The 12,841-nt window shown below is 64.1% G+C and carries 12 protein-coding genes; 4 read left to right on the forward strand and 8 right to left on the reverse strand.

The annotated features are described in order from the left end of the window. Window positions 1–14: 14 nt before the first annotated feature. From RFN30_RS15250 to gcvA, 8 genes are all read right to left on the reverse strand, one after another. Window positions 15–731, reverse strand: a complete 717-nt coding sequence (locus RFN30_RS15250) for an ABC transporter ATP-binding protein (protein WP_320262915.1) — start codon at window positions 729–731, stop codon at window positions 15–17. After that, complete coding sequence (locus tag RFN30_RS15255; RefSeq protein ID WP_320262916.1) at window positions 724–1,452, reverse strand: ABC transporter ATP-binding protein; 729 nt, start codon at window positions 1,450–1,452, stop codon at window positions 724–726. Before RFN30_RS15255 ends, RFN30_RS15250 begins: the two co-directional genes overlap by 8 nt. Then, the gene (locus tag RFN30_RS15260; protein WP_320262917.1) at window positions 1,449–2,411 is read right to left on the reverse strand and encodes a branched-chain amino acid ABC transporter permease; all 963 of its coding nucleotides are present in this window, start codon (window positions 2,409–2,411) and stop codon (window positions 1,449–1,451) included. Before RFN30_RS15260 ends, RFN30_RS15255 begins: the two co-directional genes overlap by 4 nt. Next, entirely contained in the window at window positions 2,408–3,289 is an 882-nt protein-coding gene (locus tag RFN30_RS15265) for a branched-chain amino acid ABC transporter permease (protein ID WP_320262918.1), read from the reverse strand. The genes RFN30_RS15260 and RFN30_RS15265 overlap by 4 nt, the downstream gene beginning before the upstream one ends. A 218-nt stretch (window positions 3,290–3,507) precedes the next feature. Further along, window positions 3,508–4,812 carry an ABC transporter substrate-binding protein gene (locus tag RFN30_RS15270; protein WP_320262919.1) on the reverse strand — a complete coding sequence of 435 codons (1,305 nt, stop codon included), beginning with the start codon at window positions 4,810–4,812 and terminating at the stop codon, window positions 3,508–3,510. A 207-nt stretch (window positions 4,813–5,019) separates the two neighbouring features. Beyond that, window positions 5,020–6,462: a hypothetical protein gene (locus RFN30_RS15275; RefSeq protein ID WP_320262920.1), complete on the reverse strand. Its 1,443-nt coding sequence runs from the start codon at window positions 6,460–6,462 to the stop codon at window positions 5,020–5,022. Window positions 6,463–6,646: 184 nt separating this feature from the next. Beyond that, on the reverse strand, window positions 6,647–7,951 hold the full coding sequence (pncB, locus tag RFN30_RS15280) for a nicotinate phosphoribosyltransferase (RefSeq protein ID WP_320262921.1): 1,305 nt from the start codon (window positions 7,949–7,951) through the stop codon (window positions 6,647–6,649). 298 nt (window positions 7,952–8,249) lie between these two features. Next, window positions 8,250–9,233 (reverse strand): transcriptional regulator GcvA, encoded by a 984-nt coding sequence (gcvA, locus tag RFN30_RS15285; protein WP_320262922.1) that lies wholly within the window; start codon window positions 9,231–9,233, stop codon window positions 8,250–8,252. Window positions 9,234–9,449: 216 nt separating this feature from the next. On the opposite strand from gcvA, the gene speB reads away from it, so the two are divergent. The 4 genes from speB (at window position 9,450) to RFN30_RS15305 (ending at window position 12,831) form a co-directional block, all read left to right on the forward strand. Then, complete coding sequence (speB, locus tag RFN30_RS15290) at window positions 9,450–10,505, forward strand: agmatinase (RefSeq protein ID WP_320262923.1); 1,056 nt, start codon at window positions 9,450–9,452, stop codon at window positions 10,503–10,505. Window positions 10,506–10,579: 74 nt separating this feature from the next. Next, window positions 10,580–11,380, forward strand: a complete 801-nt coding sequence (locus RFN30_RS15295; protein ID WP_320262924.1) for a transporter substrate-binding domain-containing protein — start codon at window positions 10,580–10,582, stop codon at window positions 11,378–11,380. A 141-nt stretch (window positions 11,381–11,521) separates the two neighbouring features. Continuing rightward, entirely contained in the window at window positions 11,522–12,190 is a 669-nt protein-coding gene (locus tag RFN30_RS15300) for an amino acid ABC transporter permease (protein WP_320262925.1), read from the forward strand. Beyond that, a complete protein-coding gene (locus RFN30_RS15305) occupies window positions 12,187–12,831 on the forward strand; it encodes an amino acid ABC transporter permease (protein WP_320262926.1) in 645 nt (214 codons plus the stop codon). Before RFN30_RS15300 ends, RFN30_RS15305 begins: the two co-directional genes overlap by 4 nt. Window positions 12,832–12,841: the final 10 nt, after the last annotated feature.

Consider the following 12,841-nt stretch of genomic DNA (forward strand, 5'->3'; position numbering starts at 1 on the left):
GTCCAAGGCCTGCTTCAGCCCACGCCCACATAGCGCCGCACCGCCGACGGGTCCGCGCGCAATTCCTCGACCTCGACCGTCTCGCGGTTGCGGCCGTTCTCGATGAATGAGACGCGGTCGGCGACCGAGAGCACGGCATCGACGCGCTGCTCGACCAGGATGGTCGAAACGCCGAGGTCGCGCAGCTTCGCCACCGTCTCGCGGATTTTCGCGATCATCGATGGCATCAAGCCTTCGGTTGGCTCGTCGAGCAGGAGCACCTGCGGCTCGAGGCAGAGCGCGCGCGCCATGGCCAGCATCTGCTGCTCGCCGCCGGACAGCGTGCCGGAGCGCTGTTTCAGCCGCTCTCGCAGCAACGGGAAAAGGTCGAGGACGTTCTCGCGCGTCTGCTTGCCCTTGCCGCGCGCCATCAGGCCGATCTCGATGTTTTCCGCCACGCTCATGTCGGCAAACAATCGCCTGCCCTGCGGCACATAGGCGACACCGGCCTTCGGCACGTCGTGCGCGGCGAGCCCGGTCAATTCCGTGCCGTCCAGCCTGATCGAGCCGGCCGCCGCCGGCACCAGCCCCATGATCGCCTTCAGCGTCGTCGTCTTGCCGGCGCCGTTGCGGCCGAACAGGCAAAGCACCTCGCCCTTGTTGAGGACGAGGTCGAGGCCATGGAGCACCTGGACCTCGCCGTAGAAGCAGTCTAGGCCGGAAATGGTGAGCGCCCTCGGTGCCTCAGCCATGGGTCGCTCCGAGATAGGCGTCCTGGACTTCGGCGTTGGCGCGAATCTGCTCCGGCGTGCCCTCGGCAAGGATCTTTCCCGAATTGAAGACGGTGATGCGGTCGGCAAGCTGCATGACGACCGGCATGTTGTGCTCGATGAGCAGCACGGTGGCGCTTTTGGCGATCTCACGCACCAGGGTGATGAAATTGTCGATCTCGCTGTCGGCCAGACCTTGCGTCGGCTCGTCGAGGATGAGCAGGCGCGGCTTCAGCGCCAGGCCCATTGCCACTTCGAGCAGGCGCTGATGGCCGTAGGAAAGGTGCGCGGCCAGCGTGCCCGCCCGATCGGCGAGACCCGTCCGCTCCAGCGCCGCCATGACGCCGGTCCTCACCTGCCCCTTCGAGCGGCCGTCGGTCAGCGTGCGCTGCACCGGCAGCGCGACATTGTCGAATGCCGTGAGATTGGCGAAGACGCTGGTGATCTGGAAGGTGTAGGCGACGCCGAGGCGAACCCTTTTGTAAGCCGGCATGGTCGTGATGTCGGCGCCGTCGAAGACGATCATGCCGGAGGACGGGCGGATGCGGCCCGAGAGCAGGCTGACGAAGGTAGTCTTGCCGGCGCCGTTGGGGCCGATGATGGCGCGGATCTCGCCCGGGATCAGCGCGAAATCGACGCCGTCGACGGCACGCAGGCCACCGAAATGGCGGGACAGCCCCTTGGTGGTGAGCAGCGGCATCATGGCAGCCACTCCAGCCAGCGCTGGCGGATGGAGCCCAGAATACCCTTCGGGGCAAACAACACCAGCAAGATCAGCGCGATACCCACGATCAGCAGATAGGCGGAGGTGAAGCCGCTGGTGATGTCGGTGACATAGTACATGAACAGCGTGCCGACGAGCGGCCCGAGCGCTGTTGCGGCGCCGCCGAGCAGCACCCAGAGCAACGGCAGGATCGAATACTGGATCGAGGCGAAGCTGGAACCGATATAGCCGAACAGCAACGCATAGGCAGCACCGGACGCAGCGCAGATGGCGCCCGAGACAACCACGGCGGCGAGCTTGTTGGCGACCGTGTCGTAGCCCAACATCTTCGTGCGTTCCTCATTCTCGCGGATGGCGACAAGAACGCGACCGAAGCGGGAGCGGACAACGGCAAGCTTGGCGATCAGCACGACCGCGAACAGCGCCAGCGCGCTCATATAGCGCACGGTCGGATTGGTCAGGTCGAGCGAAGCGCCGCCAATCGTGATCACCCGCGACGCCTGCTGGATGACCAGGCCCTGGTCGCCGCCGGTCCAGGCGGCGAAATAGAGGATCAGCAGATAAAAGACCTGCGCAAACATCATGGTGACGATCATGAACGCCACACCTGATGTGCGCAGCGCCAGAAGGCCGATGACCAAGGCAAGCAGCGCGCCACAGAAGGTTCCGGCTACGAATGCTTCCGGCACGCCCCAGCCCAGATGATAGACCGCGAGCCCGGCGCCATAGAGGCCGGCCGAGAAGAACATGGCATGGCCGAGGCTGAGCAGCCCGACATAGCCGAAGAGCAGATTGTAGCCCATGGCGAAGACGGCCAGCGCCATGATGCGGGCGAACAGACCCTGATGGTAGTCGGGCAGGACGAAGTTCAGCGCGAACAGAAGCGCGATGACGCCGATATGCAGGGCGTAGATTTTTGCCGGCGAAGCATTCCTCATCGCTGGGTGGTCCCGAACAACCCTTGCGGCCTGAACACCAGCACCATGGCGACCACCAGTGTGGCGATGATCTTGGCCAGCGTCGGCGAGAAGAACACCGAGATAATGCCGTCGGAGAGACCGATCAGGATGGCGGCGACCACCGTGCCGCGCAGCGATCCCAGCCCGCCGATGATGACGACGATGAAGGAGAGCAGGAGCGGGTCCTGCCCCATCAGGTAATGCGCCTGGCTGATCGGCACGATCAGCACCGCGGCGATCGCCGCCAGCATGGCACCGATGGCGAAGACGCCGGCATAGACGCGCTCGACCGGAATGCCGAAGGCCAGCGCCGTCTCGCGGTCATACTGGGTGGCGCGCATGATCAGGCCGATCCTGGTGCGCGTCAGAACGAGCCAGGTCAGGACAAGCAGCAGCGCCGAGGCCGCAACCACCGACAGCTTGTAGCCGGAATAGCCGAACCACGGCAGAAGGATGCGGTAGCTGAAGGGCGACTCGACCGGGCGCGCTTCCGGGCCGTAGAAGGTGAGCGCCAGCTGCTGGATGATGTAGAGCATGCCGATGGTGGCGACGATGGTGCTTTCGGGATTGTAGTTCAGCCGGCGCAGCACCAGCCATTCGGCAAGAAACGCGACCAGCCCGACCAGCAAGGGCGCGACCACGAGCGCTGCGACGAAACCGATCGCCGGATGGCCCGCGATCGCGGTCGAGACCGCCCAGGCGAGCACCGCGCCCAGCATGAAGAACTCGCCATGCGCGACATTGACGATGCGCATGACGCCGAAGACCAGCGACAGGCCAAGCGCCGTCAGCGCCAGCACGGCGGAGGTGACGAGGCCTTCCAGGGCAGCGAGGAGGAGGTGCGGTCCGAAGTGCATGGATTACACGCAGGCAGGTGCCAAGCGCACCCCCCTCTGTCCTGCCGGGCATCTCCCCCTCAAGGGGGGAGATTGGCAGTTTTTGCGAAGGCGATCACCCATCAGCCGTGGCGACTGGCGAAAGCGATTGTGACAGCCGATCTCCCCCCTTGAGGGGGAGATGTCCGGTAGGACAGAGGGGGGTGGCTTGGCGCCCACGCTTACAGGCGAAGCCAAACCTACAACGCCTGCGTCGTGTAGTCCCCTTCCGGCTCGTAAAGGCCGTCCTCGATCTTGGTCTTGTGGACGACCTTGAGCTTGCCGCCTTCGACCTTGGAGATGTTCTGGATGCCGAAACACTGGTGGATCTTGCCGTTGAACGTCTTGGGACCTTGCGGATGCTCCGGCCCCTCGGCGAATTCCTTCAGCGCTTCCGTCGCCTCGACCAGCTTGGCACGGTCCTCCGGCCCCTTGTAGCCGGCATCCTCCATCGCCTTCTTGACGACGTAGAGCGTTTCCCAGCAGCCGAACATGTGCGAGGCGGTGGAGACGTCCTTGGGGTCGCCGACCGCCGCGCCATTGTCGTCGATGCCGACGGCGGCGCGGTAAGCTTTTTGCGCGGCGGAATCGTCCGGCTGTGCGTAGCGCGGCGAGCCTTCCCAGAAATGGCTGCCGTCGAGGAATTCGAGACCGGGGCTGTTGATATCGGTGGCCTCGAGCGAATCCATGAAGCCGAACAGCTGCGGCCTTTGCGAGCCGTAGAACTCGCCGAGCTCCTTGACGAAGGTGAGCACGGCCGGGCCGACCATGACGTGGTAGATGACCTCGGTCTCTGCGGGAATCTGCGGGAAGTATTTGGTGAAGGAGGATTCCGTCGGCGGGATGGCGATCTGCGCAATGACGTCGGCGCCTTGCGCCTTCAGCGCCGGCGGCAGGTAGTCGCGATGGTCGTAGCCGAAGGCGAAGTCGGGGAAGATCTGCGTCACCTTCTTGCCGGCGTTCGCCGCGATCCACGGCGCCATCGACTGGATCTGGCTCTTCACGTCGGTGATGCCCGGCTGGAAGACGTAGCGGTTGAGTTTGGTCGAGGCGACGTGATGGCCTTCGCTGACCACGAAATAGGGGATCTTGTTCTCGCCGGCGGAAGGCGCCGAGCCGATCACGACATGCGAGAACAGCGTGCCGAAGACTATGTCGGTCTTGTGCTGGGTAGCGAACTTGCCGACCACCTCGGCGCCGCGGGCGGGATCGGTGCCATCGTCCTCGATGACAAGCTCGACCTTGCGGCCGCTGATGCCGCCGGCGTCGTTGATCGCCTTGACCGCGGCGGCGCTTGTCTTCTCGTACCAGCGGCCATAGGCGGCGCCGATGCCGGTGCGGTGCGACTGGAAGCCGATCTTGATCGGCGCCGAGCTTTGCGCCTGGCTGTAGCGGACGAAGCCGGGCGCCAGCGCAAGGCCGGCACCGGCGGCTATGCCTTTCAGCGCGGTGCGGCGCGAAAGGGTGGTCTTGGAGAGGTCGAAAAATCCGTTCTTGTCAGCCATGTCCGTTCCCCTGTTTTTTCAGTCTGACCAGCGATAAGGCGGCTCGATCCTCCGTGCTCGGAGGACGCGAAAATTGCATGTGTACAAACTAAATCACCAAAGCCATGACGTGGCAAGCGAGCTTCCCTGGCGTCATTCGGAGCAATTCCCGGAAAAGTGTGTATCGGTTTTCCGTCCGGAATTGCCGAACAAGAGGGCGCCCCTGTCTCATCCAGCCGTCGGCGTGGCAAGCAGCCATAGGCCGAATACCGTGTAGGCGATCATCAACAGGGTGAGCGGCAGCTGGCTGAGCGCCGCGCGCGAAGGCTGCGGGTGGAGACGCCAAGCGAGGCCATGCGCGATCAGGACCGCCAGCACATGGCCGGCGATGATAACGCCGGCCTGCAGGTTCCACAGCCACCAGGCCGATTGGGCGCCGGCCACGACGCCGGCCTCGACCATCCTGTCGGCGGTGCCGAACAGGTTCCAGCCGCGCGCGAAGGGATCGGACACGGCGACCAGAGCGTATTGGCCGTCGACGAGTAGCGCCGTGAGGTAGTGCGCGATGTGGTAGGCGAGCGCGATCGGCACGATCGACCAAATCAGCAGGCCGGCTGCCCCGCCGAACGAATGTCCTTTGCCGGCAAGGCCCTGGCCGAGGAACACCGCAAGCGCGAACACGGCCGTCAGCAGGACGAACGTCAGCACGAGGCCGAAGCTGCCGATGCCGATCAGCGCGGTTCGGCCGGGAAATTCCAGCGGATTGATGTCGAACAGGCCGAGCCAGAAGAAGGTTTTGGACACGCCGTCGAAGGAGACCGACGACAGCGCCAACAGAAGGAACGCCATGCCGCTTGGCGGCAGGGGCTCGACGACGAGCAGCTTGGCGCCCGGCCAGCCGAGGCCAAGCCGACCTTCCTCGCGCTGGAAGGGCGCGAAGCGGGCGACCATGGAGAAGAAGATCGTCAGGAACTCGCCGCGCTTGCTCCAGTCTTCGTAACCGAAGGCCAGCATGGCGACGAAGCTGAACAGCCAATAGACACCGGCGGCGAGGGCCAGCCGCGATGGATCGTCGGGCGCCGGGTCGATCAGCTCGAACCAGGCGAAGGCGAAGAACAGGACGAAGGCCGGCCAGAGGCCGAGCTGTCGCGGCAGGCGCGATGACTGCGTTTCGCCTTCGCTTTTGCCGGCAAGCCAGCTTACAACGCGCCAAGGTCCGTACCATGGGTTGAGCCATGGCCAGAGGTCGCCGAACACGCCCTGCAGCAGGGTGAAGCCGGCCCAGAGCAGCGTCCAGATCACCAGCGGCAGCGGGTTGGAAAGCGGGTCGCGGCTGCCGAAGAGGCCGGCGGCGACAAGCAGAGCGAAGCCGGCAAAGGAAAGCAAGCTGACGATGGTGCGCGGGCCGTCGCCGAAGGCGAATAGAGGCAGACGCCGTCGCCAGAAGCGGTCGAGAGCGGCGGGCGGCAGCAGCGCCAGGACGAGGAAGCTGACGGCCACGGCAAAAGCGCCGCCGGCGATGTAATAGCCGGTGGGCAAAAGCAGGACATGGCCGCGGTCGGACGCGTGAGCGAAGGCGGAGGTGGGGAGAACGGCTGCTAAGGCAGATGCAAGAAAGGCCAACCTCCAAGGTCGGCGCTCTACGGCGCCCCCCTCTGTCCTGCCGGACATCTCCCCCACTTGGGGGGAGATTGGCGGTTCCGCCGCCGGCGATCTTCTTTCAACGTTGGAGATTGGCGAAGGCGGAGATGAGGGAGCAATCTCCCCCCTTGTGGGGGAGATGTCCGGCAGGACAGAGGGGGGCGCGAAGGAACTCAGCCTATCCAGGAATTCCATTCGTCGTGGCCTTAAGCCCTCACACCTTGACCAGCTGCCTCACGCGATCCTTCTCGCCGAAAATCTTCAAGTACCGCTTGATCTCCTTCTCGTCCCCCGTCGCCTTGGCGGGATTGTCGGAGAGCTTCACCGCCGGCCTTCCATTGGCTTCGCTGACCTTGCAAACCAGGGAGATGGCATCGAGGCTCTTGGTCTCGGTCGGCGCGCAACCTTCGAAATCATTGGTGAGGTTGGTGCCCCAGCCGAAGGACATGCGCACCTTGCCCTTGAAGTGGCGATAGGCCTCCTCGATGGTCTCGACCTCGAGGCCGTCGGAGAAGATGAGCAGCTTCTGTCTCGGGTCCTTGCCCTTCTCGCGCCACCAGGAGAGGATCTTCTCGCCGCCTTCGATCGGCGGCGCGCTGTCGGGGCGGAAGCCGGTCCAGTCGGCGATCCAGTCCGGCGCATCGCGCAGGAACGCGGCGGTGCCGAAAGTATCGGGCAGCACGATCAAGAGATTGCCGCCATAGTAGCGCTGCCAGTCCTGCAGCACCTTGTAGGGCGCTTCGCGCAACTCCTCTTCGGAATTGGCAAGCGCTGCAAACACCATCGGCAATTCATGCGCGTTGGTGCCGAGCGCCTCGAGGTCGTTGTCCATGGCCAGAAGCACGTTGGAAGTGCCGGTGAAGGCGTCGCCGATGCCTTCTTTCAGCGCTTCGACGCACCAGCGCTGCCACAGGAAAGAGTGGCGGCGGCGCGTGCCGAAATCGGAGATGCGGATGCCGGGCAACGCCTTCAGCCGCTCGGTCTTGTCCCACATCTTGGCCTTGGCCCGGGCGTAAAGCACATCGAGCGCGAACGGGCCGAAGGAGCGCAAGGCCGCGCGGGAGCGGAGCTCGTTTATTATGGCAAGCGCCGGGATCTCCCAGAGCGTCGTGTACATCCAGGGGCCGTGGAAGGACAGTTCGAACTGGCCGTCGCGCTTGGCGAGCTCATAGTTGGGCAGCTGGAAATCCTCGAGCCAAGCGAGGAATTCCGGCTCGAATATCTGCTTGCGCCCATAGAAGGTGTTGCCGCCCAGCCAGATCATTTCTTTCTTCGAGAAACGCAAGGTGCGGGCGTGGTCGAGCTGCTCGCGCAACTCGCCTTCGTCGATCTCGTCGGCGAGCCGCACCGAGGTGGTGCGGTTGATCAGCGTGAAGGTGGCGTCGACCTTGGGGTACATGCCCCAGATCATCTGCAGCATCAGAAGCTTGTAGAAGTCGGTGTCGAGCAAGCTGCGGACGATCGGGTCCAGCTTCCAGGTGTGGTTGTAGACGCGCCGCGCTATATCGGTTCGTGCCATATCTGCTCACCCAAAAAGCGTGTCGCGCCTGCACGATTTCAGGCGCCACGCCTCATGTCCTTGTTTCCAGGCAATTCCGGACGGAAACCCGCCGCGCAGCTTCCTGAAACTGCTTTCGCCAACTGCCTCTTAGCATTGTATTTTTGAAAGCGCTTCCTGCTTTGCAAGCTGGCCCGACAAAAAGCAGCTATGCAAGTCCAGCGGGTCAGGACGCCGCGCCGGGGCATTTCACCGTTTCACGGAAACGGCGAAATGCTCTGGCTTTTTTGTTTTGACGCAATTCCAGTCGGAAAACCGCTCACACTTTTCCTGGAATTGCTCTTGCGCCGATCACCTTGAGCGCGGGGCGTTTCCTGCGGCTCGGCACACGGCCCGCCACGGGCGCATCGGCCCGGCCCTCGTCCTGTTCCTTCTCGGCGAACAGCCAGTCGATGAAGAGCTGGACGATCGGCGCCGAACGCATCTCGTTGCGGCAGACGACATAGAAATCGTCGACAGCCGGGACCGACAACGTGAAGGGCGCGACGAGCAAGCCCCTGGCGAGCAAGGCGCGCGCCGTCACGGAATCGCCTAGCGCCACGCCATGGCCGTGGACTGCCGCCTCGGTCGCCATGCGCGCATCGCCCAGATGATGGCGGCGGCCGCGCTCCAGGTCGAGCGCGTCGGCGGCGGCGAGCCAGGTGTGCCATTCGCGGCCGTCGTCGCCATGCAGGAAGACGTGGTCGGCGAGGTCGCGGACGCTGCGGATCGGCCGGTTGTTGATCAGGGTCGGGCTGACCACCGGAAAGAGTTCGAGGCCCGACCATTTGCGGATCCAGCAGTCGCTCCAGCTGCCGTCGCCATAGTGCACGCAGACGTCGATGTTCGGCGCGCGGATGTCCTTGGGATCGTTGGAGGGGATCAGCGTGAGCTGGATGTCGGGATATTGCGCGGTGAAGGAGCCGAGCCGCGGCGTCATCCACAACAAGAGCAGCGCGGGCACGCAGGAGACCGACAGCACGCCGGCGCTTGCCGGCCTTGTCATGCGCTGGGTGGCGGCGGCGATGCCTTCAAAGGCCGCCGAAACCGCCGGCAGGAACTCCGCACCATGCGGCGTCAGCTTCACGCGCTGACCGGTGCGCTCGAAGAGTTTTACGCCGAGCGATTGCTCGAGCGCCTTGATCTGATGGCTGACCGCGCCGTGGGTGACGTTCAACTCGCCCGCCGCCTTGGTCAGCGAGGCATGCCGCGCCGTCGCCTCGAAGGCGCGCAGCGGGTTCAACGGCGGCAGGCGCTTGGCCACGGACAGCTCCCAACTTTGTGAGATTTTCTCACAACCAAGACCGTAACAATATCAATTGATTTTTCAATGCCGCTGCCCGACACTTTTGCCGGAACAGCTTCAAGAGACGTGAAATCCGCAGGCGCAGCGGGGCAACGATCCAGCCGGATGACGGCTGGCTTGGCAATCGTCCGTGCAGACCGCTGCGCTGCAAGCAGTCACAGAGGAGGACCGGAGATGGGTTACGATCGCGGCAAGCTCGAAGCGTTGCGCCGCAAATATGGCGAGAGCCATGGCGGCGAGATGTTCGATCCGAAATTCCGCAAGGTCGCCGACAAGATCTTTTCCAAGAGCGGCACGCGGCTCGCCCCCTATTCCGGCATCCCGACCTTCCTTGCCGCGCCCTACCGCCAGGTGGCCGCCGACAATCCGGATTTCGGCGATCTGCAGGTGGCGATGATCGGCGTGCCAATGGACCTCGGCGTCACCAATCGTCCCGGCTCGCGCTTCGGGCCGCGAGCGTTGCGCGCCATCGAGCGCATCGGTCCCTACAATCATGTGCTGGAATGCGCGCCGACGCATGAGCTTCGCGTCGCCGATATCGGCGACACGCCGTTCCGCAGCCGCTACCGGCTGGAGATCAGCCACGAGGACATCGAAAAGCGCACCAACCAGATCGTCGATGCGGGCGTGCTGCCGCTGTCGGTCGGCGGCGACCACTCGATCAGCCATCCGATCCTGAAAGCGGTCGGCAGACAAGCGCCGGTCGGCTTGATCCATATCGACGCCCATTGCGACACCAGCGGGCTGTTCGACATGACCAAGTTCCACCATGGCGGACCGTTCCGCAACGCGGTGCTGGACGGCGTGCTCGATCCCACCCGCACGATCCAGATCGGCATTCGCGGCTCGGCCGAATATCTGTGGGAGTTCACCTACGAGTCCGGCATGACGGTGGTGCATGCCGAGGAGGTGACCGGCCTCGGCATCCCCGCGATCATCGAGAAGGCGCGCAAGATTGTCGGCGACGGCCCGACCTACATTTCCTTCGACGTCGACAGCATCGATCCGGCCTTCGCGCCAGGCACCGGCACGCCCGAGGTCGGCGGGCTGACGACGCGCGAGGTGCTCGAGCTGCTGCGCGGTCTCAAGGGCCTCAACATCGTCGGCGGCGACGTCGTCGAGGTGGCGCCGCAATATGACGCGACGACCAATACCGCCCATGTCGGCGCCCAGGTGCTGTTCGAGATTCTAAGCCTGATGGTGTTCAGCCCAGCGATCAAGAGGGGCTGACGCGAACCAACACGGCCGTCGCGCTGGAGCCGGCGGCCGGTTTCAACAAACAAGCTTCCAGCAGGGGAATGACAATGACACTTCGCAATGCACTGAAATCCGCACTCGCGGCAGCTATGATGCTCGGCGCCGCCGGCCTTGCCACGCAGGCCAAGGCCGACGCCGTCGACGACATCACCAAGGCCGGCGCCATCAATGTCGGCATCTTCTCGGACTTCCCGCCCTTCTCCTCGGCCAGCGCCGATATGAGCATCAAGGGCTATGACATTGACGTCGCGCAGGCGATCGCCGATGGCTTGAAGGTGAAGCTCAACCTGGTCAGCGTCACCGGCCAGAACCGCATCCCGTATCTCACCGACAAGCGCGTCGATATCCTGATGAGCGTCGGCTACTCGAAGGAGCGTGAGCAGGTTATCGATTTCGCCGCCGCCTACGCACCCTACTATATCGCCGTCATCGGCCCGGCCGAGCTTGCCGTCAAAGGCAAGGAGGACCTCGCCGAGAAGTCGATCGCCGTCAATCGCGGCACGCTTGAGGACACCTCGCTGACCGAGGCGGCGCCCGCTTCGGCCGACATCCGCCGCTTCGACAATTACAATTCCGTCATCCAGGCCTTCATCTCCGGCCAGACGCAGCTGATGGTGGTCGGCAACGATGTCGGCGCGCAGGTGCTGGCACGCCAGGAGGCGCTAAAGCCCGAGCAGAAATTCCAGCTGCTCACCTCGCCCTCGCATATCGGCCTCAACAAGAATGAGGATCGGCTGAAGAAGGCGGTGAACGACGCGGTTGCCAAGATGCTGGCCGACGGCAAGCTGGACGAGAGCTCGAAGGCCTGGCTGAAGACGCCGCTCAATCCCGACAACCTCAAGGATTGATCTCCCGAGCGGTTCAGCTCGCCATGAAGCGCTGAACCGCTTCCGCACATTGTTTTCACGCAATTCCGGACGGAAAACCGCTTCACACTTTTCCTGGAATTGCTCGATGCGCTAAGCGCTTTTCCAACAGGGCCAATCGCGATGGGCTACAGCCTCGACTTCGGCTGGCTTGCGGGTGCAGCGGGCGCGATCGCGCGCGGCGCGGCGACGACGGTCCTTCTGATCGCCGTCACCACGCTGGCGGGAACCTTTCTCAGCATCCTCGGCGCCGCCGGCAAAAGAAATGGTCCCAAGCCGCTCCGGACGGCGATCGCCGCTTATGTCGAGGTGATGCGCAACACGCCGTTCCTGGTGCAGCTCTTCTTCATCTTCTTCGGGTTGCCAAGTCTCGGCGTCAGGCTGGACCCGATCCTGGCCGCCATGCTGGCGATGACGCTCAACATGGCGGCCTATACGATCGAGATCGTCGGTGCCGGTCTCGACGCCGTGCCGCGCGGGCAGACTGAAGCCGCACTTTCGCTCGGTCTCCGGCCGCGCCAGGTGTTCGTCAAGATCGTGCTGCCGCAGGCGCTGAAGGTGATCTATCCGGCGCTGACCAGCCAGATCGTCATCATGATGCTGGAATCTGCCGTCGTGTCGCAGATCGCGGTGCGCGAGCTGACCTACGAGGCCGACATGCTGCAGGCACGCACCTTCCGTGCCTTCGAGACCTATCTGGTGGTGACCCTGGTCTATCTCGGCCTGTCGATGGGACTGCGCCGGCTGCTGGTCAGCGGCGGGCGTCGCGCGCTGGGAGCCGGCGTGTCATGATCGAGTTCACCCTCTGGGACATATTGCGCAACCTCCTGCTCGCCACGCGCTGGACGGTGCTTTTGTCGCTCGCCGCCTTCATCGGCGGCGCGCTGGTCGGTCTTGCCGTGCTGTTCCTGCGCATATCCAAGAACAAATGGATCCGGCGTTTTGCCTCTGGCTACATCGCGCTGTTCCAGGGCACGCCGCTCTTGATGCAGCTCTTCCTGATGTTCTTCGGGCTGCCAATGCTCGGGCTGCGCATCGAGCCGTGGACGGCGGCGATGCTCGGGCTGACCTTCTTCGCCAGCGCCTATCTCGCCGAGATCTGGCGCAGCGGCGTCGACGCGCTGCCGCGCGGCCAGTGGGACGCCGGCGCCAGCCTCGGGCTGCACTACCTGCAGGAACTCAGGCTGATCATCCTGCCTCAGGCGTTCTCTATCACCCGCGCGCCGACCGTCGGCTTCCTGGTGCAACTGATCAAATCGACGGCGCTGACCTCGATCATCGGCTTCGAGGAATTGGTGAGGACGTCCAACGCGATCAACAACGCGACTTTCGAACCGTTCACCGTCTATGGCCTGGTGGCGCTGATCTTTTTCGTCATGTGCTTCCCGCTGACGCAATATGCGCGCCAGCTCGAGCGCGCGGCAGCGCATTGAACCGCCGGTC

Origin of the sequence: Mesorhizobium dulcispinae (assembly GCF_033977345.1) — a bacterium.
Classification (GTDB): Bacteria; Pseudomonadota; Alphaproteobacteria; order Rhizobiales; family Rhizobiaceae; genus Mesorhizobium; species Mesorhizobium dulcispinae.